Origin of the sequence: Celeribacter neptunius (genome assembly GCF_900113955.1) — a bacterium.
GTDB classification, from domain to species: domain Bacteria; phylum Pseudomonadota; class Alphaproteobacteria; order Rhodobacterales; family Rhodobacteraceae; genus Celeribacter; species Celeribacter neptunius.
Genome location: NZ_FORH01000001.1, coordinates 1,082,395 through 1,104,779 on the forward strand (window position 1 = coordinate 1,082,395; position 22,385 = coordinate 1,104,779).

Genomic DNA, 22,385 nt, shown 5'->3' on the forward strand with positions numbered 1-22,385 from the left:
TGTTTTGATCAAATTTGCAAGCGCTTTCCCGTCATTCCGCCGGGACAATGCTCAAATCCAGGGCCGCCGCCAGTTGATCGATCATCAAACGGGCGAAATCGGCATTGGCATGAATCACATCATCGACCGGGTGCCGAATATTCCCGGCCTTCGCCAAACGCAGCGAGCCACGCATGAACTTGTATTTGGTAAACAACCCATCGCGGATCGTGCGCGGCGGTTGCGCCAGATAGCGCACCCCGGCCGCCCGGCAGATCCGGCGCGCGATCCGGTCATATTCCTGCGACAGCCAGATCCCGTCGCCGCGCTCGTGCAGCCGGGTGAAACCGGCGAATTTATACCCCTGTTCCCTGGCCGAAACGGCCGGGCGCGGCTGGCTCGCCAGAAACACCGGCGCCGCGCCCGCCTGCGCCAGGTCCCGCGCCAGACGATAGCCCAATGTCGCCCGCAACCGCTCGCGGCAATAGGCCTCGGTGAGCGCGCCGGAGGTCAGCGGCCGGTTGCGTTCCACCGCATCCCTATGGCCCGCGACCGAGGGCAGCGCCATGCTGGAAACCTGATTGAACACCCGCACCGGCGCAAAGATCGAGAATTGCAGACCGGTGACCACGAAAGCATCGATTCCGGCCAGATCGAGCCGGTCCTGCCCGGTCAGGGCCAACAACCGCGCCCGCGCCTCGGCATCGTCACTCACCAGCGCGCCCTCTTCGACCCGGTAACATTCCAGGCTTTTGCCATGGGCACCAAAGGGGATGAAACGCATTTCGGGCCAGCGCGCCGCCCACTGATCGCTGGCGGTGACAAAGGCGGCCATATGGGAATTGCCGAGGACACAGACGGTCTTTGCTGGCAGTGTCATTTCCGCAAAGCCTCCAAGAGCGCCTCTTCACAGATCAGCTCATCCTCGGGCGCCTCGACATCCGCGTCCTCCTCATCGGTCTCGGCAGGCCCGCTGAGCGCCCGAAGCCCCCGGAGATCAACGTCAGATCCCGCGCGCGCGCCATGCGCCGTCTCGCCCGCCTCCATCTCCGCAAGCGCATCGAGCAAACCATGCGCGACCAGAAACACGCCCATCACGGTCTCGACCATCTCCTGCGTCACCCCCCGCAGGTTGGCCTCATAGGCGGTCGCCGCCATCGCCGTGGAGGTGACGATCTCGTAGGAAGGAAAATAATCGACCGCGGCTTCTCCCGCCGCGACATCGCCGGCCGCCGCCCGCAGCACGGATTTCGAATAGCTGCTGGCGCTGAGCACGTGATCGCCGGAGGCCGTCGCCGTCAGCGGTACCGGAGAAACCGTCAGCAAGAGTTTGATATTCGGGTTCAATTCCTGCATGAGGCGAAGCGTTTCCCGGAGATCCTCCAGCACCTCGTCATAGCTGAAATTGTGAAAGGCAAAGCGCCTTTCCCGATAGCGCCCGGCGATCACCCCCGGCGCCATGGCGAGCGTCTTGCCGGCACGTTTGTCGATCCAGCCTTCGGTCAGGCCGAGGGTGAAGACAAGGACATCCGTGGAGCTGATCAGGGCCAGAACCGCCTCGAGATGCGCGCGGCGCAATTCCATCGCCTCTTCGAGAGAGGCACAGCCGGTCGGCTCGACCCCGGGCCGCAGCATGTCGTACCAACGCCCCTTGCGGGTCAGGAACAGCCGTTTGTCGACCCGCCCCGCCATCGCGTCTTCGAGCAATTCGCGCATTTGCCGGGCGGTGTAGATATTGCCGTAGCGCGCCGAATAGAGGCCGTAGCCGAAGCGCGTCGCCAGTTCCTCGCCCATGCCCTTGGGCGCCGGTTCGCCGTCCAGGACATTGATCCCGGCGAGGCGCAGATACCGGCCGATATGCTGGGCAAAACAGCTGCCCGCCGTGGCCACCCGGGTGGTGTGGGTGAGATGAAATTTCGGCTTGTGCAGCCCCGGCCAATCCATGCGATCCGTCTCGACCACCCCGCTGCGCCAGAAACCCTCCGGCGGGATATCTTCGTAAGGATGGGTCAACTCGAATCCTGCTCCATATTGATCACCAGACAGGTAGATAGCTGCGTTTCATGCCAATTTTGCGGCAAGATGTGTCAACATCCGCTCTCCATATCGCGCATTCGCATGCCGGAAATCAACTTTGCGCCCGTTCTTTTGCCAGAACGGCGGTCGCAGCGTGCCGACCATGAACCGCGTGTCGGTGAACAGATCCTCGTCGATGGTCTCCGGCGGCTGCGCCATGTAATGCGCCCCGACGCGCGCGCAGGTCTCATGCGCCAGCCGCTCATAGGTTTCGGAGATGAACGCCCCCGAACCACGCTCCAATGCACTGCAAAAGGTTCCGAACCGGGTACCTTTGACCAGGACCTGACGGGTCGGGCGCGGCTGGCACATCACCCAGATCGGCAGATCCGTCGCCTGACGCAGATCCCGCACGACATCCATGGCCAGTGCGTTCGACAAGCGATCGACGATGATGCGGCGCAGGAGCGCCTCGGAGATCAGCGTCATGCCGTTTCGTGCCGCCGTTTCGTGATCTCTGGCGCTGTCCATCGCCACCACCCCGAGATCGCGAAACACCTGCGTCACATGGAAAATGGAAAACCGCATCCCGGTCACCAGGATGGCGTCGAAATCCGCCAGCCGCGCGCGTTCCTTGCGCCCCGCCCGAGCCGCCTTGCCGTCCGGATCGTCGAAATTGCCGCAAAACAGACCGTCTTCGATCGTATAGGCTTGCAGCCGATCACCATGCGCGGCCACGCACTCCAGATCGATGCCGAGATCCTGATCGGATTGCTGAAGCGCCCGCATATAGGCCCCGACATGGGAATTGCCGATCATCAACGCGCGTTTGCTCATTTCTGCAGCGCCTCGATCAGGCTCTCCTCACAGACGAGATCATCCTCCTGCCCATCGAGATATTCAGGGTCCTCCGCCGGAGCGGGATCTTCCGCGTCCCGTCTCGCGCTGTCCTGCGTGTCCCGCAGCCCGTAGGCGTCCAGAAACACCGCCATGACATCGGCCACAACCTCCGGACGAATGCTGCGCAGGTTGTCCTGATAGGCCATGCCGTCGCGCGCCCATGTGGTCACGATCTCATAGCCCGGGAAATAATCCACATTGTTGAACCGCATCGCCATCTCACCGGCCACCGAGCGCAGGGTCGACTTGGTGTAGGTGCTCGCATTGAGCACATGATCGCCCGATGCGGTGGCGGTGATCGGCACGGGAGAGGTGGTCAGAATGATCTTTATCTTCTTATGAAACTGCCGCAATGTCGCACGGATCGCCTTGAGATCCTTCAACAATTCCGAATGGCTGAAATTGTGGAAACGATAGGTGCCGGGATCATATTCGCCGGCGATCACCCCCGGGGCGACCGGCAGGCAGCGCCCCGTCGGACCATGTAGCCAGGCCTCGGTCAGGCCCAGGGTGAAGACAAAGACATCCGTTGTCTCGAACAGTCCTCGAAGGCGCGCCAGATGCAATCGGCGCAGCTCGAGAACCTCTCTCACGCTGGCACAGCCATCCGGCTCCACATTCGGGCGCAGCATGTCGAAAAACCGCCCTTTCCGCTGCCAGATCAGTTCCTCGCGCACCGTCCCTGTCTGGACGTCCTGCAAAAGCTCGAGCAATTGCCGCGGCGTGTAGATATTGCCGTACCGCGCCGAATGCAGCCCGTAGCCGAATTCCCGCGCCAGGTCTTCCTGCAAGGCCTCCGGTGCGGGTTCGACGTCCAGAATGGGCATGTTCTGATCCGCGAGCGCCTGACGGATCCGCTGCGCGAAACAGCTTCCGGCCGTGGCCACCCGCGTCTCGGGCTCGATCGCGAATTTCGGCACGAACAGATCCGGCCAAAGCGTCTTGTCCGTCTGGACCACGCCGGTTTTCCAAAATGCACTCGGCGCCAGATCTGAATAGGGATTTTTCAAAATGCACTCGCCTTACGTTTCTCATCAACTATGAGACAGCGGCCCAGCCCTGCCAAGGGCAAACAACGGTCGCTAAGAAAGAGAAAACCGCCGACAGGTCTCCCTGCGGCGGCTTTCCGAACATGTGATCCAGTGAGCGCTTAACGCTTGGAGAACTGGAAGGACCGGCGGGCTTTGCGCTTACCGAATTTCTTACGCTCGACGACGCGGCTGTCGCGGGTCAGGAAGCCGGCGGCTTTCAGAGCGCCACGCAGTTCCGGGTTGTAGAGCTGCAGAGCTTTCGAGATGCCGTGTTTCACAGCACCGGCCTGACCGGAGAGACCGCCGCCCTTGACGGTGGCGACGACGTCGAATTCACCTTCGACGCCAGCGATCTCGGCCGGCTGTTTCACGATCAGCTGGAGCACCGGACGGGCAAAGTAGACGGACATGTCCTTGCCGTTAACGGTGACCTTGCCGGAGCCCGGCTTGATCCAGACACGGGCAACAGCGTCTTTACGCTTGCCAGTGGCGTAGGAACGGCCCAGCTCGTCACGGACGGGTTCACGGGGCGCAGCCACTTCGACGACGGCTTCGCCACCGGCGACGGCATTCAGCTCGTCGAGGGATTTGATTTCATCAGCCATGATTATGCGCTCCGGGTGTTTTTCTTGTTCATGGACTTGACGTCCAGAACTTCGGGGTTCTGAGCCTCATGCGGGTGCTCGGCACCGGCGTAGACGCGCAGGTTGGTCATCTGCTTGCGGGACAGTTTGCCGCCCGGCAGCATGCGCTGCACAGCTTTGGTCACGACGCGCTCGGGGTGATCGCCCTCGAGGATCTGGCCCATGGTGCGGGATTTGATGCCGCCCGGGTGGCCGGTGTGCCAGTAGAAACGCTCATCCGTGCGTTTCTTGCCGGTCAGCTGGATCTTGTCGGCGTTGATCACGATGACATTGTCACCCATGTCCATGGACGGGGTGAAGGTGGCTTTGTGTTTGCCACGCAGACGCATGGCGACGATCGAGGCGAGACGGCCCAGCACCACGCCCTCGGCGTCGATGATGATCCATTTCTTGTCGATGTCCGCCGGTGTTGCGGAGAAGGTTTTCATTGGTCTTGCCCTTTTGGGTGAGAATTCGATTGAGCGTGTTCTAAGCATTTCACGCGCCGGGTCAAGCGCCGTTTTCCTGTGTTTTTCTAGAAAAAACAATATGTTAAAAAATAGGTATTATTTTACCCCAAAAATCCGGGCTTTCACGGCGCCTTCAGAGCTGTTCAAAGGGATTTCACAGGCCAAATCACGCTTGCGCTGTGTCATATCAGGCTGGTCGAGCCTGATCTAGGCTCGGCCCAGCCAGAACCCAGCGGAAAGACCGGATGCAAGCCCTCTCCAGATACAAGGATTATCTCAAACAGATCGTCTATGGCGGCAATGACGGGATCGTCACCACATTTGCCGTGGTGGCGGGCTTTGCCGGCGCCGATGCCACCGGGCTCGACAAGGTCGGAACGCTGGCCGTGCTGATCTTCGGCCTCGCCAATCTCTTTGCCGATGCCACATCCATGGGGCTGGGCGAGTTTCTCTCCGCCCGCGCCGCGCGCGACATGATCCGCCACCGGCACCGGCAGTTGCACCGCGATCCCTCGCTTCAGGTCCGGGGGCTGACCGAACATCTGAAGGAACACGGGCTTTCCACCCTGGATGCCACCACCATGGCCTCGCTGGCGGCGCAATCGCCGGGGCTGATGGCGGAAATGACATTGAGCCAAGTCGAAGGCATCGAAGATCCCGGGCAAGGCGCGCTCTGGCCGCGGGCGCTGATCACCTTCATCTCCTTCGTCAGTTTCGGCACCCTGCCGCTCCTGCCCTATCTGTTCAGCACCCCGGGTCCCAATCAGATCTATTACGCCAGCACAGCCACTTTCGTGGCGCTGGTGCTGTTGGGGCTGTTGCGCCATGTCGCCACCCGCGCGGGGCTGGGCCGGGCCCTTGGCGAGACCGTGCTGGTCGGCAGCCTCTGTGCCTTTGTCGCCTATGGGGTCGGGCTTCTGGTTGCCGGCCTGGCCTGAGCCGGAGCCGCCCCCCGCTCGCCCGCCCTGCCGGCCTCGCCACGGCAGAGATGTGAACGGTAACGGGACCGACAACAGGACCGGGAACAGCCACGGTAACAGGGTTGTGAAAATTTAGTATACAAATGTATACACCCCTTCCCTCGGCTTGCGGAATGCGCTAACAAAAGGCGACTCTCCCTCATCCTCCAAGGAGCGCTCCCCAGATGACCAAGATCAAGGTAGAAAACCCCATCGTCGAAATGGACGGTGATGAGATGACCCGCATCATGTGGGACTTCATCAAGAAGAAACTCATCCTCCCCTATCTCGACATCGACCTGCTCTATTATGATCTCGGCATCGAGAGCCGCGACGAGACCGACGACCAGATCACCGTGGATGCGGCCGAAAAGACCAAAGAGGTCGGCGTCGCGGTGAAATGCGCCACGATCACCCCGGACGAGCAGCGCGTCGAGGAATTCAATCTCAAGCGCATGTACCGCTCGCCCAATGGCACGATCCGCAACATCTTGGGCGGGACGATCTTTCGCCAGCCGATCATCTGCAAGAACGTGCCGCGGCTTGTGCCGGGCTGGACCAGCCCGATCGTCGTCGGCCGCCATGCTTACGGTGATCAGTATCGCGCAACGGATTTTCATTTCCCGGGCGCCGGCAAGCTGACGATGAAATTCGTCGGCGAAGATGGTACGGTGATCGAGAAAGAAGTGTTCGATGCCCCCTCCGCCGGGGTCTATCAGGCGATGTACAACCTCGATGCCTCGATCCGCGATTTCGCCCGCGCCTCGCTCAACTACGGTCTCTCGGTGGGCTGGCCGGTCTACCTGTCGACCAAGAACACCATCCTCAAGGCCTATGATGGCCGGTTCAAGGATCTCTTCCAGGAGATCTATGACGAGGAATTCGCCGACAAGTTCAAGAAGGCCGGGATCTGGTACGAACACCGTCTGATCGACGACATGGTCGCCTGTGCGCTCAAATGGTCCGGTAAATTCGTCTGGGCCTGCAAGAACTACGATGGCGACGTCCAGTCCGACACGGTGGCACAGGGCTTTGGCTCGCTGGGCCTCATGACCTCGCAGCTGATGACCCCCGATGGCAAGATCGTCGAGGCCGAAGCGGCGCATGGCACGGTGACGCGCCACTATCGCCAGCATCAGGCCGGCGAAGCCACCTCCACGAACTCGGTTGCCTCGATCTATGCCTGGACCGGCGGCCTCAAGCACCGCGCCAAGCTCGACAACAACGAGCAGCTGATGCGGTTTGCCACCACGCTCGAGAAAGTCATCGTCGACACGGTGGAAAGCGGCTTCATGACGAAAGACCTCGCTTTGCTCGTCGGCCCGAACCAGAGCTGGCTCACCACCATGGGCTTTTTGGAAAAGATCGACGAGAACCTGAACAAGGCTTTGGCAGGCTAAGACCCCCAGTCCGACCTGCCAATATGGCCGGGGCCCGCACGCCCCGGCCTTTTTTATGTGCCCAGGATATGCACCCGACCCTCACGACCGGCGCGGAAACAGGGTGGCGAGCCAGTCGAGAAAGACCCGCACCCGGGGCGAGAGCTGGCGGTTGCGCGGATAGAGCAGCGAGATCGGCGTCGGGCGCGGCGGCGTGGCGGCGAGCACTTCGATGAGACGGCCGGCCCTGATGTCCTCCTCGGCCTGATAGCGCAGGATCTGGATCAGACCGTGCCCCAAGCGCGCCGAGGCGAGATAGCTCTCGCTGGCACTGACCGCAAACCGGCTGGGCAGGACCATTTCCCGCGCCTCGCCCTGCTCCGAGAATTCCAGCGGCAGCAGCCCGCCGCGCGCCGCGGACCAGAACCCGACCATCTGATGTCCGGTGAGCGCGTCATGGGAGTCGGGCCTGCCGAAACGCGCCAGATAGGACGGTGCGGCCAGCGTCACCTTGTCGAGAGACGCCACCCGGCGCACCACCATGGCACCGTTTATGTCACCGGCCATGTCATCGCCCGCGTCACCTGCGGCCAGCGCGTCCCGCGCCTCCCCACGACACGCCCCCCGGCATTCCCCCCAACACTCCCCCAGGCGCAAGACACAATCGACCCCCTTACGCGTGAGATCGCCGTGACCATTGCCTTCGCTGAGCTGGAGATCGAGATCCGGATAGCTGTCGAGAAAACCCGCAAGCTTCGGCAAGATGAAATGCCGCGTCAGCGGGCCATCGGCCTCGACCCGCAACAACCCTCTGGGCTTGGCGCCGGCAAAGGCCTCCTCGGCCTCCTCGATCTCGGAGAGGATCGAAAGACATCGCTGATAATAGGCCTCGCCATCGAGCGTCGGGCGAACCGAGCGCGTGGTCCGTTGCAAAAGCTGCACCCCCAGACGCGCCTCCAGCCGCTTCACCGCATCCGTCGCCGTCGAACGCGGCAGGGACAGATCCTCGGCAGCTCGGGTAAAGCTGCGCCGTTCGACAATCCGCGTGAACACGCGCATAGCGTCAAGCCGGTCCATTTGTTCGATTACCCCGAATAGTGTTGACAAACTATGCCCAATTATACGGTGAAGATCATCCCTTAAATCTGGTCCGACACAGCACCGCCTGCGCCGTATTCCGAACCGATCCCGATGCCGGTGAAACCGTGCAACGAGGCGCGAAACCCTCTTTCGACCCGCCGGTTCAAGCCCCTTGCATCCCGGCGGCGGCTTTGCCACTCTGGGGGCATATTTCCAAATTCAATGAACCGTTTATCCACGGAAAGGCCGAGAGAATGCGCAAGAGCTCCACCGTCACCCTGCTGTCCCTTTTGGCGGCCGCCCTGGCCACGCCGGCGCTCGCGCATCTGCCGCCGGAGCAACACGGATCGTTTCTCGCCGGCGCATCGCATCCGCTCTTCGGCCTCGATCACGTGCTGGCGATGCTGGCCGTGGGGGTCTGGGCGCTGCAAATCGGGGGCCGCGCGATCTGGGCCGTGCCGGCAGGCTTCGTCGGCGCCATGACACTGGGCTATCTCGGCGCCGGCCTCGGCCTGCCGCTGCCGGTGGTCGAGCCGATGATCCTCGCCTCGACCATCCTACTCGGCCTGATGGTGACCCTGGCGCTGCGCCCCGCGCTTTGGGGCGGGGTCGCCATTGCCGCCTTCTTCGGCCTGTTCCACGGCCATGCCCATGGCGCGGAACTGGGCGCCGCATCTGCCCTGCCCTTTGGGGTCGGTTTCATCCTGATCACCGCGCTGCTGCATGCCGCCGGTGTCGTCATGGCGCAGTACATGGCGCGCGCCCATCCGCTGGCACCGCGTTTTCTCGGCGCCGCATCGGCGGTGCTCGGCCTGTCGCTGGCGTTCGGCTAAGCCCTGAACCATTAGAGGCGATGAAAAAGATCAGGCGCGGCCCCGTGTCGCGCCGGTTTTCTGGGGGGATTTTTTCAGGGCATTTGTCAGGGATCTTTCGGAAGAGATCCTGCGTCGCACATCGCTCTCCGCCCTGAAAGCACTCCGCCCTGAAAATACCAGAATGAATTAACCTTAATTCATTGAATACACGATGAAATATATGAAAACTTTTACCTGTTAGGCGTGTTTTAAGCATCCCTCTTCTAGACTCTCCCAAAACGGAGAGCAGAAGGTTTCCCGTCGATGCAGATCTCATCTGCCTATCAGCAAGCCGCGTTCATGGGCGCTACGAAAGACACGTTTTCCCTGCCGGCGCGCGCCGCCGGGGCTGTGTCCGCCATGTCCGGATCTGCCGGGCTGCCCTCCGCCCAGGCCAACGCCGCAGACCCGGTCGACAGCGCCCTCCCCCAGACATCCAAGCAATCCGCGATCCGCGCCGCACGCGACATCTTCGCGCCCTATGATCTGACGGCGATTTCCCCGACTGAAATCGACCAGTTGACCCGCGATCTCAAGACCGCGCGCTTCGACGATCTGGGCTTTGTCCTGGGCTTGGAGCGCGAGGGCGCGAGCTACCGGCAGGAGATGGAAAACTCGGGCAGCGTCTATGGCATCGGCGATGCCGGGTTCAACGCCGACGCCCCGGTCAATCTGATCGACAAGACCCGCGCCGATCTGGCGCTGGCACAGCGCTATGGTCAGGACACCGAGCGGCTTTCGCACCAGCTTGAGAAACTCGAGGTGGCGCAGATGAGCCGCGTTTCGCTGCCCCCCGCTGCGCGACCGCAACTCGCAGAGAACCTGATCCTGCTTCAGACCGGGCAGACCCCGGGAACCTAGTTTCATCACATACCGTATTGTCCAGAAGGGATTTACATGCAGATTTCCAGCAGCATTCAAAACCTTATGTCAGCAACGAGCAGTAAAACCGCCGCCGCCGATGCAGGGACACAGGCCAGCACGGCGCGCTTTACCGTCACGCCTGATCCACTCTCACCAGAGTCACTTTCATCGGGGCCACTCTCATCGGAGCCCTCCTCGAAAGACCGGATTTATGCCGATTACGACCTGAACAACATTTCGCCGCGCGAAATCGATGAGCTTGCAGACCGGTTGCGCGAGAACGGCAGCTACGAGTTCAAAGAGATGATGATGCTGGAGACCCGCGGCGAGCGCTTTACCCAGCATCTGCAAGACTCCTTGCGCGATGCCGGCATTCTCGACGAGATCACCTTCGAGCCTACCCGGCGCTTTGACTACCTCGGCTCGGCAGCGGATCAGATCGAACTGTCACGACGTCACGGCGACCCGACCGAGATGGCACAGGACAATCTCGACGCGCTGCGGGACATCCATCAGCGCTCCGAGGAGATCCGAACCGCAGAGCGCGCGCCCGTCGGCACAGGTGCGGCATTGACCCGTTCTCTGTTCGCGTTTCAAACCGCTGAAATTTGACCTCACGCGCCTGATCTGCCGCTATTTTCGGCATGCGCCCGGCGGGAGATGTCTTCTTGCCCCGGAGCGTTGATTTTTCGCTGGACAGGTCAATAATACTGTCCTATCTCGACGATATGCCAGCACCCGTCCCCATTCCCCTCAGCCCGCAAAAGCACAGCCTTCTCGAGGATGCGCAGGGTTTCTCCATTGCGCTCATCACCACGGCGATCGGGCTGACGATCATTTCGCAGCTGGGCTTCATCACCGGTCAGACCGCGGGTCTGGCGCTGGTGATTTCCTATCTCACCGGCTGGTCGTTTTCCTGGGTGTTCTGGCTGATCAACATCCCCTTCTATGTCCTGGCGTATTTTCGCATGGGGGTGGAATTCACCGTCAAATCCGCGCTCTGCGTCACCATCCTGTCTGTGCTCATCGCGGTGATCCCGCAATGGATGACATTCGAACATCTCAACCCGCTTTTCGGCACCGTGGCCTTCGGCATCCTCACCGGCTACGGGCTTTTGGGCACCTTCCGGCACAAGGGGTCGCTGGGCGGGCTGGGCGTCGTGGCGCTTTACGCGCAGGACCGTTTCGGCATCCGCGCCGGCTATGTCCAGCTCGGCTTCGACGCCGTGCTCTTTGCCGTGGCATTCTTCCTTTTCGAACCGAGCCGGGTCCTGTATTCGCTCTTGGGCGCGGTGATCCTCAACGGGGTGATCGCCTTCAATCACCGCCGCGATCGTTATATCGGCGAATGAGACCCTAACAGCGAAACGGGACGAGAGATGCAGACAGAGGTGCAAAACGCCGAAACACATACGTGGTTCGAGGATCTTCAGGGCTTTCTTTTCGGCACGTCCATGTGCGCCTTTGCCCTGGTGATGCTGCGCTCTCTCGGGCTGATCACCGGCCAGACCGCCGGGCTGGCGATCCTGATTTCCTATGTCTTCGGCCTGCCCTTTGGTTGGGTGTTCTTTGTCGTCAACCTGCCGTTCTACTGGTTTGGCTACAAACGCATGGGCAAGACCTTTGTCGGCAAGACCTTCATCAACGTGGCGCTGATCTCGGTCCTGTCCGAATGGTTCCCGAGCCTGGTGGATTTCAGCGACCTGACGCCGTGGTTCGGCGCCATCATCATCGGCTTCATGACCGGCGCCGGTCTCATGGCGATTTTCCGGCACGGCGGCTCGCTCGGCGGGCTGGGCATCCTGGCGCTCTATCTGCAGGACGCCACCGGGTTCAAAGCCGGCTATGTGCAGCTCGCCTTTGACGCCTGCCTGTTTGCCGTGGCGTTCTTCTTCCTGCCGCTGCCGCAGGTGCTCTATTCGCTTCTGGGCGCCGTGGTGGTCAATCTGGTGATCGCCATCAACCATCGCCGCGACCGCTATATCGCGATGTAAGAGGACCGGAGCATGCCCGCGCATTATATCTACCTCGTCCTCGCGATCTCGCTCGAGGTCATCGGCACCACGGCCATGGCCGCCTCTCAGCAATTTACCCGGCTGATCCCGGTGGTCATTCTGGTGATCTCCTACGGGCTGTCCTTTTACTTCCTGTCGCTGACGCTCAAAGTGGTGCCCGTGGGCATTGCCTATGCGGTCTGGTCGGGGCTGGGCATCGTTCTGATCTCGATGATCGGGCTGGTGTTTCTCGGGCAAAAGCTCGACCTCCCCGCGATCCTCGGCATGGCACTGATCATTCTCGGTGTGCTGGTGATCCACCTGTTCTCGAAAACCGCCGGGCATTAAAACCGCCGGGCATTGAGGCCGAAACCACCGCTCTGAGCGCCGCATCGCCGGGTTATTCCGCCTCTGCGCGCTTTTAACGCTGGCCTTTTCGCCGAAAGCCCGTTACCCGCAAGCCAACTCATTCTAGACGGACGTACGCACCCTATGGATCTTCGCAATATCGCCATCATCGCTCACGTTGACCACGGCAAGACCACGCTCGTGGACGAGCTTCTCAAACAGTCGGGCACGTTCCGCGAAAACCAGGCCACCACCGAGCGCGCCATGGATTCCAACGATCTGGAACGTGAACGCGGCATCACCATTCTGGCGAAAGCCACTTCGGTCGAGTGGAAAGGTCACCGCATCAACATCGTCGACACGCCCGGCCACGCCGACTTTGGCGCAGAAGTCGAGCGCATCCTCTCCATGGTCGACGGGGTTGTCCTTTTGGTGGACGCCGCCGAAGGCCCGATGCCGCAGACCAAATTCGTGACCTCGAAAGCGCTGGCTCTGGGCCTGCGCCCGATCGTCGTGCTGAACAAGGTCGACAAACCCGACGCCGAGCCGGACCGCGCGCTGGACGAATGTTTCGATCTCTTCGCCTCGTTGGACGCCAATGATGATCAGCTCGATTTCCCGCATCTCTACGCCTCCGGCCGCTCCGGCTGGTGTGACGCCGAGCTCGACGGGCCGCGCAAGAACCTCGACGCGCTGTTCAACCTGATCCTGAACCACGTCCCTGCGCCGCGTCAGCTCAAGCATCAGGACGAGCCGTTCAAAATGCTCGCCACCACGCTGGGCTCCGACCCGTTCCTGGGCCGCCTGCTCACCGGTCGCGTTGAAAGCGGCAAGATCAAAGCCGGCGCCACCGTGCAGGCTCTGACCCGCAACGGCCAGAAGATCGAACAATTCCAGGTCAAGAAGATCCAGGCCTTCCGCGGTCTCGCCATGGCCGAGATCGAGGAAGCCATCGCCGGCGATATCGTTTCGCTCTCCGGCATGACCAAGGCGACCGTGTCCGACACGATCTGTGCCCTCGAAGTCGATGAGCCGCTCGAAGCCCAGCCGATCGATCCGCCGACCATCACCGTCACCTTCGGCATCAACGACAGCCCGCTGGCCGGTCGCGAAGGCAAAAAGGTGCAGTCGCGCGTGATCCGCGATCGTCTCATGAAAGAGGCGGAGACCAACGTCGCGATCAAGGTCAAGGACACCCCCGGCGGCGAGGCCTTCGAGGTCTCCGGCCGTGGCGAATTGCAGATGGGCGTGTTGATCGAGAACATGCGCCGCGAAGGCTTCGAACTGTCGATCTCCCGCCCGCAGGTGATCATGCGCGAGGAAGACGGTCAGCGCATGGAGCCGGTCGAGGAAGTCACGGTTGACGTCGACGACGAATATTCGGGCGCTGTGATCGAAAAGCTCACCGGTACCCGCAAGGGCGAGCTGACCGAGATGAAACAGCAGAACGGCAAGACGCGGATCATCGCCCATGTGCCGTCGCGCGGTCTCATCGGCTATCACGGCGAGTTCCTCACCGACACCCGCGGCACCGGCGTGCTGAACAGGGTGTTCCACGGCTGGACCCCGTTCAAAGGCGCGATCCCGGGCCGTCGTCAGGGCGTGCTGATCTCGATGGAAGATGGCGAGACCGTCGCCTATGCGCTGTGGAACCTCGAGGAGCGCGGCAAGCTCTTCCTCGGCGCCCAAGCCAAGGTCTACCAGGGCATGATCATCGGCGAGCATTCGCGCGACAACGATCTCGAGGTGAACCCGCTGAAAGGCAAGAAACTCACCAACGTGCGTGCCTCGGGCACCGATGACGCGGTGCGTCTGACCACGCCAACCACCCTGTCGCTGGAAGAGGCCATCGCCTATATCAACGACGACGAGCTGGTGGAAGTGACGCCCGAGAGCGTGCGCCTGCGCAAACGCTATCTCGACCCGCATGAGCGCAAGCGCATGGCGAAAGCCGCGCAGTAAGCCCCTCATTGGTGCAGAAATTTGGAAAGACCCGCCCCTACGGCGGGTCTTTTTACATCTGCGCGCAGAACCTGTGCACGCAAACCGCTTAGGATCGGGGCCCATCTGCGCTATCTATGGTTCAAAGGAGACCAGCCATGCGCAAGATCCAGAGCCAAGGGGTTCATCACATCACCATCGTCGGAAGCGATCGCCAGACCAGCATCGATTTCTGGGAGGGCTTGCTTGGCATGCCCTTTGTTTTTGATCAGCCCAATCTCGACGATCCGGAACAGGGCCATCTCTATTTCGATCCCGGCGACGGACGCTTGATCACGGTGTTCACCAATGAAAGCCGCAAGCCCGGGCGTCACCGGATAGATCAGGGACCGGGAAGCTTGCATCACCTGGCCTTGAATGTCTCGAAAGTCACCTTCGACCAGGTGGTGGAGCGGCTGGGCGCGCGTGGCGTGGAGCATTCCGGCGTCAAGGATCGCGGCTTCATGGACAGTATCTATTTCCGCGAGCCCAATGGCATGCTGATCGAACTTGCTTCCTACCGGTTCGAACCACCGGCGGGTTACACCCATGTGGATGTGCTGCACCGCGCCCATCTGATCCGGGTGGCCGCAGGCGACGATCATATCGACAAGGTGCACCTGGCCGACGCGATCGAGGCGCTGGTGGCAGAAGGCACGAAGAGCCTGTCCGCGGATCGCAGCCCGAAAACCCCTTTCGCGAAATAATGTCCCGGAATGCGACCGGGCCGGGAAACTGTGGCCGTCGGCCTTGTGGGACCTTCTGCCATTCGAATAAAGCGCAACCACCCGGAATCAAGCCGAAGGCGCCGGGCGTGCGCCGGACCGTCCCGGCGGTCAGGCGCATTGCCATCTTCGTGCAACGATTAGGTCTTTCTCACATTTGGTAGGCATAAAGCGCAACGATCAAAAGTCGCAGCGCCTGCCCGCGGTCCGGCGCTCGCCCTCATGACCAATGTCCCCCAAGGCCTCAAAACCGATCTGTACCCAAAGAAAAAGGCGCGAGGTCTCCCTCGCGCCTTTTCAACTGAATAGCGTGAAACTTACTCTTCGGTCTCGACCACCAGCAACTCGCGTTCCGAAGCGCCTTTGGCGTGGCTCAGCGCCTCCTGGTACTCGGGCGAGTGATAACAGGCCACCGCCGCCTCGACCGTGTCGAATTTCGCCACCACGTTGCGCGGGCGCTCCTTGCCTTCGAGCTGCACATAGCGGGCAGCCCGAGCGATGAACTTGCCGCCATGTTTGGCGATCGCGGGACCGGCGAGCTTGGCGTATTTGCCATAGGCCTCTTCGTCGGTGACGGTCACATGGGCAATCCAGAGTGCGGGCATGTCTTATCCTTTCAACAGCGTTTCAGCAGCAGCGATGGCGGCCTCGGCACCGGAGAAATCCTTGCCGCCGCCCTGCGCCATATCGGGACGGCCACCGCCGCCCTTGCCACCGACGGCGGGCACAGCGGCCTTCAAGACGTCAACGGCAGAGATCTTGTCCGTGAGATCATCGGTGACGCCACAGGCCACGGCGACCTTGCCGTCTTCCTCGGCGATCAACAGGATCACGCCGGACCCAAGATTGCCCTTATGCGCATCGATGAGGCCGCGCAGATCCTTGCCCGAAACGCCCTTGAGCGCCTGCGCCAGGAACGGCACACCATTGACATCCTTGGCCTCGGCACCGCCACCAGAGGCCCCGCCCCCCATGGCAATCTGCTGCTTGAGATTGGCAACCTCCTGTTCGAGCTTCTTGCGCTCGTCGGACAGCGCCTTGACGCGCTCCACGACCTCGCCCACCGGGGTTTTCAACAGGTTCGCCACCTCGAGCGCGCGATGTGCCTCTCCCTCGAGATGGGCAATCGCGGCCTGACCGGTCAGCGCCTCGATCCGGCGCACACCGGCCGAGGAGGCACTGTCGCCCAGAATGACGCAAAGACCGATGTCGCCGGTGCGTTTCACATGGGTGCCGCCGCAAAGCTCGAGCGAATAGGTCATGCCATCGGCGCCCTTGCCGGTGTCGGCCGTGCCCATGGAGACAACGCGCACCTCGTCCCCGTATTTCTCACCGAACAGCGCCTGCGCGCCGATGGCACGGGCATCGTCCGGGGTCATGATCCGGGTCTCGACGGCGGTGTTTTGACGAATGAACCGGTTCACATCGCGCTCGACCTTGGAAATCTCTTCCGAGCTGAGCCCTTTGGCATGCGAGAAGTCGAACCGCAGACGATCCGGCGCATTCAGCGACCCGCGCTGCGCCACGTGATCGCCCAGGGTCTCGCGCAGCGCCTCGTGCAAGAGGTGCGTGGCGGAGTGGTTGGCGCGGATGGCGGAGCGGCGTGCGTGATCGACCTCGAGCGCGGCCGGCTGCCCCACCGCGATCTCGCCATTTTCCACCTCGGCGAAATGGATGAACACGCCAGCGACCTTCTTGGTGTCCGTCACCTTGGCGATGGCTTTTTCCACGCGGATCACACCGGTATCGCCGACCTGACCACCGGATTCGCCGTAGAACGGCGTCTGGTTGACGACGATCTGCACCGTGTCCCCGGCTTTGACGCTGTCGACACGGGCGCCGTCTTTCACCAGGGCGACCACCTCGCCCTCGGCCTTTTCGGTGTCATAGCCCAGGAATTCGGTCGTCCCCTTGTCCTCGGCAATGTCGTACCAGACGGTGGCATCGGCGGCCTCGCCGGAGCCGGCCCAGGCGGCACGCGCCTTGGCCTTCTGCTCCGCCATGGCGGCATCGAACCCGTCGGTATCGACCTCGCGGCCCTGTTCGCGCAGCGCGTCCTGGGTGAGATCGAGCGGGAAACCGTAAGTGTCGTAGAGCTTGAACGCCGCTTCGCCCGGAAGTTTCTCGCCCTCGGGCAGATCGGTGAGCTCGTCTTCCAGGAGTTTCAGTCCGCGATCGAGCGTCTGGATGAAGCGGGTTTCCTCGAGCTTCAGCGTCTCTTCGATCATCGCCTGACCGGTGCGCAACTCCGGATAGGCCTCGCCCATCTGGCGCACGAGCTCGGGCACCAGCGTGTGCATGATCGGATCTTTCGCGCCCAGAAGGTGGGCGTGGCGCATGGCGCGGCGCATGATCCGCCGCAGCACGTAACCGCGGCCCTCATTTGACGGCATCACGCCATCGGCGATCAGGAAGGAGGTGGAGCGCAGGTGATCCGCGATCACCCGGTGATGCACATTCTTGTCGCCATAGGGATCAACCGAGGTCGCATGCGCCGAGGCCTCGATCAAGGACTTCATCATGTCGGTGTCGAAATTGTCGTGGCTGCCCTGCAACAGCGCCGAAATCCGCTCCAGCCCCATGCCGGTGTCGATCGACTGCATCTCCAGCTCCGTCATGGTGCCGTCGGCGAAACGTTCGTTCTGCATGAACACGACGTTCCAGATCTCGATGAACCGATCCCCATCTTCTTCCGGAGAGCCCGGAGGACCGCCCCAGATGTGATCGCCATGGTCGTAGAAAATCTCGGTACAGGGACCGCAGGGGCCGGTGTCGCCCATCTGCCAGAAATTGTCCGAGGTGGCGATGCGGATGATCCGGTCTTCCGGCACGCCGACCTTTTTCCAGATCTCGAACGCCTCGTCATCGGTGTGATAGACGGTGGTGTAGAGCTTGTCCTTCGGGATGTCGAAATCTTTGGTGATCAGCTCCCAGGCAAAGGGGATCGCATCCTCCTTGAAATAGTCGCCAAAGGAGAAATTCCCCAGCATTTCGAAGAACGTATGGTGACGCGCCGTGTAGCCGACATTGTCCAAGTCGTTATGTTTGCCGCCGGCGCGGACGCATTTCTGCGCCGTGGTGGCACGGGTGTAGTCGCGTTTCTCCACCCCGGTGAAACAGTTCTTGAACTGTACCATGCCGGAGTTGGTGAACATCAGGGTCGGGTCGTTGCGCGGCACCAGCGGCGAGCTGGGCACAACGGTGTGACCATTGCGTTCAAAATAGTTGAGAAAGGTGGAGCGAATGTCGTTCACGCTGGGCATGTTGGGCGCATCCTTACGGAGAGTTCTGGCGTTCAGGACGGTTTACCGCTCCCAAGCGGGCCTGTCCATAACGGCAAACAGCAAAAAGGGCTGAAACCCTGAGGTTCCAACCCTTTTGCTCGAAACAGGTGGACCCACCATGCCTTCATGGCGGGCCTATCCAACGCCTGTCTCCCCCCGTCCCGAGGGAGGGGCTTTGTCCAACCAACTCACTCGTCGTCGAGCAGGTCGTCTTTTTCGAAATCATCGCCCAGATCGAAATCCAGCCCGTGGGCGGCGCGGATCTTGTCCTCGATCTCGAGCGCGATTTGCGGATTTTCCTTGAGGAAGCGTTTGGCATTCTCACGCCCCTGCCCGACGCGCTCATCGCCGTAGGAGAACCAGGCGCCGGATTTGTCGACCACGCCAGCCTTGACGCCAAGATCCAGCAGCTCGCCGGTTTTCGAGATGCCTTCGCCATACATGATGTCGAATTCGACCTGCTTGAACGGCGGCGCCACCTTGTTCTTCACCACTTTGACGCGGGTTTCGGAGCCCACGACCTCGTCACGGTCCTTGATCGCACCGATGCGGCGGATGTCGAGACGCACGGAGGAATAGAATTTCAGCGCATTGCCACCGGTGGTGGTCTCGGGGCTGCCGAACATCACGCCGATTTTCATGCGGATCTGGTTGATGAAGATCACGGTGCATTTCGAGCGGCTGATGGACCCGGTGAGCTTGCGCATGGCCTGGGACATCAGACGTGCCTGCACGCCGACGGAACTGTCGCCCATATCGCCTTCAAGCTCGGATTTGGGCGTCAGCGCCGCAACCGAGTCGACCACGACGAGAGAGACCGCGCCGGAGCGCACCAGCGTATCAACGATCTCGAGCGCCTGTTCGCCGGTATCCGGCTGCGAAATCAGCAATTCGTCGAGATCGACACCGAGTTTCTTGGCATAGATCGGGTCGAGCGCATGTTCGGCATCGACAAAGGCACAGACGCCGCCCTTTTTCTGTTCCTCGGCGACACAATGCAGCGTCAGCGTGGTTTTGCCCGAGGACTCAGGCCCGTAGATCTCGATGATCCGGCCTTTCGGAATACCGCCAATGCCCAGGGCAATGTCGAGCCCGAGAGAACCCGTCGAGGTCGCCTCGATCTCCTGCACCGGGTTGTCGGCGCCGAGTTTCATGATGGAGCCCTTGCCGAACTGCCGCTCGATCTGAGCCAATGCGCTGTCGAGGGCCTTCTGCTTGTCGCTGTCGTTCTTCGCCATGTCTTTCGTCGCCGTTGCCATGTTTCGCAATCCTTATTTCACACCCGACATCACGCGGCAATGCGGATCGCCCCGATCGGGCCCGGCATCCGGCGCGGTGACATCGCGGGGCTCTTGTTCACCTCTTGTTCTAAAATATCATTATGAACAAAATGAGAACATATCAACCAAAAATTCGAAAATCGTCCGGAAAGCCATAAAAAAGGCCCCTTGCGGGGCCTTTGCGCCTGTCTCGACCGGATTACTGGAACTGGGCCTGGACCGTCGCGGTGAGTTCCGAGAGCGAGAAGGGTTTCGGCAGAAAGACCGAGTTCGGGATTCGCGCCTGTTGTTCGGAGAAATGATCCTCGGCATAGCCGGAGACAAAGACCACTTTCACGCCGGGACGATGCTGCAACGCTTCGGAAACCCAGCTCGGCCCGTCCATGCCCGGCATGATCACGTCGGAGACGAAGACATCGATATGCAGGCTGTCGTCCTCGAGCGTATCAAGCGCCTCTTCGGCGCTCTCCGCCTCGATCACCGTATAGCCACGCAGCCGCAGCGCGCGCGAGGCAAAGGCCCGTACCGGGGCTTCGTCCTCGACCAGAAGGATCACGCCGGAGCCGCGTTCCGGCTGCGCCATCGAGGCGTCCGGAATGGGTTTCTTGCCGGCTTCGACCACCGCTTCGGCCCGGGCCGTATGGGCCGGCAGGAAGATGGTGAAGGCGGTTCCCGAGCCCACCACCGAGTCGACGAAGATGAACCCACCGGTCTGTTTGATGATACCATAGGCGGTGGAGAGCCCGAGCCCGGTGCCCTCTCCCGTGCGCTTGGTGGTGTAGAACGGCTCGAACACCTTCTGCAGCCGCTCCGGCGGGATACCGACGCCCTGGTCGGTGACGCTGACCACCACATATTCACCGGCGGGCAAGGTCGCCCGGTCGCGGGTGAAGGCTTCGCGCAGCACCTCGTTGCGGGTCTCGACCTTGATCTCGCCGCCCGTCGGCATGGCGTCGCGGGCATTCACCACCAGGTTCATGATCACCTGTTCGAGCTGGCGCTTGTCGACCCGGATCGGCAGGAGCCCGGCGTCGTGATTGAGCGTCAGCCGCACCTTCTCGCCCACCAGACGGTTCAACAGATGGGTCAGATCCGACAGCGTGTCGCGCAGGTCGATGACCTCGGGTTTCAGCGTCTGCTTGCGCGAGAACGCCAGCAATTGACCGACCAGCGAGGCGGCGCGATTGGCGTTCTGGTGGATCTGCACCAGATCGCCGTAATCCGAATCCGATTTGTCATGGCGCAGCAGGAGCAGGTCACAATGGCCGGAAATCGCGGTCAGCAGGTTGTTGAAATCATGCGCCACGCCGCCGGCGAGCTGACCGATCGCCTGCATTTTCTGGCTCTGCACGAATTGCGCCTCAAGCGATTTCAGCTCGGTGGCATCCGAGAGCACGGCGATCAGCTCGACCTGAGACTCCCCGCCTTCCACGCGGTTCAGAGAGATTTGCAGGAAAGTGTCATTCTGCGGCCGCGAGGCGCGGACGAATTCCGGTTTGCGGGCCCTCCCCATGGCCACGTCGCGCACCCAGTCCTGAACCGGACGGCCCAGCCCCTCGACCAGATCCGACAGGCCCAGCTTGTCATGGGTCGGGATCGCCAGAAGCTCCCGCGCCGGGCGATTGGATTGCAGCAACGTGCCGTCGATCGCCACTTTCAAAAGCGCCACGGGCAGCGCGTCGAACGCGTCCCATTCCCCGACATTGGGCGCGGCCTCGGGCATGAAATAGAGCTCTTTGCGGCCCGAGCCGCCGCTTTCATATTGCACGACACGGGCATTGATCCGGCCTTCGACACCGGCCAGCACATGCACATCGCCCGAGCGGATCGGCAGGTCGGTGACCATACGGTCGAGCGTCTTTTCGCGATGGCCGATGAGCCGGCGCATCGGGTCGTTCATGAACAGCACCCGGTTGTTCTTCGACAGCGTCACCATCGGCAGCGAGATCGCATCGCCGTCCAGAACGCTGCCCTTTTCGGCCATATCCTCGAACCGCCACAGGAACCCGTCTTCGCCGATCATATGCACCGCGAGCCGCACATGGCCGTGGCGCATCACCACATCCTCGCGCGCAGCCCCCTTGGCCAGCGCCCGCGATTGCAGGCGGCTCAGCGTCGAGGCCGGAGCGGCAAAGATATCCTCGAGCGTCGACAGAAGCGTCTGACCGCCCCGGCCGCCGAAGCGTTCGATCGCAGCGCGGTTCTCATAGCCGATCACCCCGTTGAGATCGGTGGTGAAGGACGGCGCGGCATCATTGGCGACGAATTCTTCCAAAGCGTCATAAAGGCGACGGCGCAGGCGCGACTGGCGATAGCTCAGGAACCGCACCAGAAGGGCGGCCCAGAGCAGTGCCGCACCGATGCCGAAGGTCCACAGACCGAAGAGCGGCATCGGGATCAGCAGCGCCAGAATGCAAAGCGCCAGCCCGCCGCCGGCGACGGCCATGCTATAGGGCGAAAGTCTCTCTGCCTGTTTCGACAGCGGACCTACGGTCATTGTTGTGCTGAACACCTGCGTCCTCTCACATTCTGCTCCCATGCTTCGCATGAGTCTCCCCACGCGCCGCAGGAGCTCCCCCCAGCATCGCATGAGCCGTCCGCCATATGCCTGTCAGAGGC

General features: G+C 61.8%; 21 protein-coding genes. 10 read left to right on the forward strand and 11 right to left on the reverse strand.

Annotated elements, in window-relative coordinates; translation table 11 throughout:
- Window positions 1-31 precede the first annotated feature (31 nt).
- The 6 genes from BM151_RS05325 to rplM all read right to left on the reverse strand — a co-directional run bounded on the left by BM151_RS05325 (window position 32) and on the right by rplM (window position 4,998).
- A complete protein-coding gene (locus tag BM151_RS05325; protein ID WP_143093046.1) occupies window positions 32-859 on the reverse strand; it encodes a hypothetical protein in 828 nt (275 codons plus the stop codon).
- Window positions 856-1,992 carry a GSCFA domain-containing protein gene (locus tag BM151_RS05330; RefSeq protein ID WP_090058586.1) on the reverse strand — a complete coding sequence of 379 codons (1,137 nt, stop codon included), beginning with the start codon at window positions 1,990-1,992 and terminating at the stop codon, window positions 856-858. The genes BM151_RS05325 and BM151_RS05330 overlap by 4 nt, the downstream gene beginning before the upstream one ends.
- Window positions 1,993-2,040: 48 nt before the next feature.
- Complete coding sequence (locus BM151_RS05335) at window positions 2,041-2,832, reverse strand: hypothetical protein (RefSeq protein ID WP_090058590.1); 792 nt, start codon at window positions 2,830-2,832, stop codon at window positions 2,041-2,043.
- On the reverse strand, window positions 2,829-3,854 hold the full coding sequence (locus tag BM151_RS05340; RefSeq protein ID WP_177213029.1) for a GSCFA domain-containing protein: 1,026 nt from the start codon (window positions 3,852-3,854) through the stop codon (window positions 2,829-2,831). The genes BM151_RS05335 and BM151_RS05340 overlap by 4 nt, the downstream gene beginning before the upstream one ends.
- Before the next feature lie 191 nt (window positions 3,855-4,045).
- Entirely contained in the window at window positions 4,046-4,531 is a 486-nt protein-coding gene (gene rpsI, locus BM151_RS05345) for a 30S ribosomal protein S9 (RefSeq protein WP_090058596.1), read from the reverse strand.
- A 2-nt stretch (window positions 4,532-4,533) separates the two neighbouring features.
- Window positions 4,534-4,998, reverse strand: coding sequence for a 50S ribosomal protein L13 (gene rplM / locus BM151_RS05350; protein ID WP_090058599.1), 465 nt, complete (start codon window positions 4,996-4,998; stop codon window positions 4,534-4,536).
- Between the two features lie 266 nt (window positions 4,999-5,264).
- Here rplM and BM151_RS05355 point away from each other — a divergent pair, with 266 nt between their 5' ends.
- Together BM151_RS05355 and BM151_RS05360 are read left to right on the forward strand one after the other, a co-directional pair.
- Window positions 5,265-5,957, forward strand: a complete 693-nt coding sequence (locus BM151_RS05355; RefSeq protein ID WP_090058602.1) for a VIT1/CCC1 transporter family protein — start codon at window positions 5,265-5,267, stop codon at window positions 5,955-5,957.
- 206 nt (window positions 5,958-6,163) lie between these two features.
- Complete coding sequence (locus tag BM151_RS05360) at window positions 6,164-7,378, forward strand: NADP-dependent isocitrate dehydrogenase (protein WP_090058605.1); 1,215 nt, start codon at window positions 6,164-6,166, stop codon at window positions 7,376-7,378.
- 81 nt (window positions 7,379-7,459) lie between these two features.
- Here the strand turns inward: BM151_RS05360 and BM151_RS05365 are convergent, their stop codons facing one another.
- Window positions 7,460-8,416 carry a LysR family transcriptional regulator gene (locus tag BM151_RS05365; protein WP_245781103.1) on the reverse strand — a complete coding sequence of 319 codons (957 nt, stop codon included), beginning with the start codon at window positions 8,414-8,416 and terminating at the stop codon, window positions 7,460-7,462.
- 275 nt (window positions 8,417-8,691) lie between these two features.
- Between BM151_RS05365 and BM151_RS05370 the strand changes: the two genes are divergently transcribed.
- The 8 genes from BM151_RS05370 to BM151_RS05405 all read left to right on the forward strand — a co-directional run bounded on the left by BM151_RS05370 (window position 8,692) and on the right by BM151_RS05405 (window position 15,184).
- The gene (locus BM151_RS05370) at window positions 8,692-9,270 is read left to right on the forward strand and encodes a HupE/UreJ family protein (RefSeq protein ID WP_090058610.1); all 579 of its coding nucleotides are present in this window, start codon (window positions 8,692-8,694) and stop codon (window positions 9,268-9,270) included.
- 285 nt (window positions 9,271-9,555) lie between these two features.
- Entirely contained in the window at window positions 9,556-10,152 is a 597-nt protein-coding gene (locus tag BM151_RS05375; RefSeq protein WP_090058613.1) for a hypothetical protein, read from the forward strand.
- 36 nt (window positions 10,153-10,188) lie between these two features.
- A complete protein-coding gene (locus BM151_RS21405; protein ID WP_143093047.1) occupies window positions 10,189-10,767 on the forward strand; it encodes a hypothetical protein in 579 nt (192 codons plus the stop codon).
- A gap of 116 nt (window positions 10,768-10,883) precedes the next feature.
- Window positions 10,884-11,507: a YitT family protein gene (locus tag BM151_RS05385; RefSeq protein ID WP_090058617.1), complete on the forward strand. Its 624-nt coding sequence runs from the start codon at window positions 10,884-10,886 to the stop codon at window positions 11,505-11,507.
- A gap of 27 nt (window positions 11,508-11,534) precedes the next feature.
- Entirely contained in the window at window positions 11,535-12,149 is a 615-nt protein-coding gene (locus BM151_RS05390) for a YitT family protein (protein ID WP_090058620.1), read from the forward strand.
- A gap of 12 nt (window positions 12,150-12,161) precedes the next feature.
- Window positions 12,162-12,497 carry a DMT family transporter gene (locus BM151_RS05395; protein WP_090058623.1) on the forward strand — a complete coding sequence of 112 codons (336 nt, stop codon included), beginning with the start codon at window positions 12,162-12,164 and terminating at the stop codon, window positions 12,495-12,497.
- Between the two features lie 144 nt (window positions 12,498-12,641).
- The gene (gene typA, locus BM151_RS05400) at window positions 12,642-14,459 is read left to right on the forward strand and encodes a translational GTPase TypA (RefSeq protein ID WP_090058629.1); all 1,818 of its coding nucleotides are present in this window, start codon (window positions 12,642-12,644) and stop codon (window positions 14,457-14,459) included.
- A 137-nt stretch (window positions 14,460-14,596) separates the two neighbouring features.
- The gene (locus BM151_RS05405; protein WP_090058631.1) at window positions 14,597-15,184 is read left to right on the forward strand and encodes a VOC family protein; all 588 of its coding nucleotides are present in this window, start codon (window positions 14,597-14,599) and stop codon (window positions 15,182-15,184) included.
- A 335-nt stretch (window positions 15,185-15,519) separates the two neighbouring features.
- On the opposite strand, the gene BM151_RS05410 is transcribed toward BM151_RS05405, so the two are convergent.
- From BM151_RS05410 to BM151_RS05425, 4 genes are all read right to left on the reverse strand, one after another.
- Window positions 15,520-15,807: a DUF1330 domain-containing protein gene (locus BM151_RS05410; RefSeq protein ID WP_090058634.1), complete on the reverse strand. Its 288-nt coding sequence runs from the start codon at window positions 15,805-15,807 to the stop codon at window positions 15,520-15,522.
- Window positions 15,808-15,810: 3 nt separating this feature from the next.
- The gene (gene alaS, locus BM151_RS05415; RefSeq protein WP_090058637.1) at window positions 15,811-18,465 is read right to left on the reverse strand and encodes an alanine--tRNA ligase; all 2,655 of its coding nucleotides are present in this window, start codon (window positions 18,463-18,465) and stop codon (window positions 15,811-15,813) included.
- 209 nt (window positions 18,466-18,674) lie between these two features.
- On the reverse strand, window positions 18,675-19,745 hold the full coding sequence (gene recA, locus BM151_RS05420) for a recombinase RecA (protein WP_090058639.1): 1,071 nt from the start codon (window positions 19,743-19,745) through the stop codon (window positions 18,675-18,677).
- A 220-nt stretch (window positions 19,746-19,965) separates the two neighbouring features.
- Complete coding sequence (locus BM151_RS05425; RefSeq protein WP_090058642.1) at window positions 19,966-22,263, reverse strand: hybrid sensor histidine kinase/response regulator; 2,298 nt, start codon at window positions 22,261-22,263, stop codon at window positions 19,966-19,968.
- Between the last annotated feature and the right edge of the window lie 122 nt (window positions 22,264-22,385).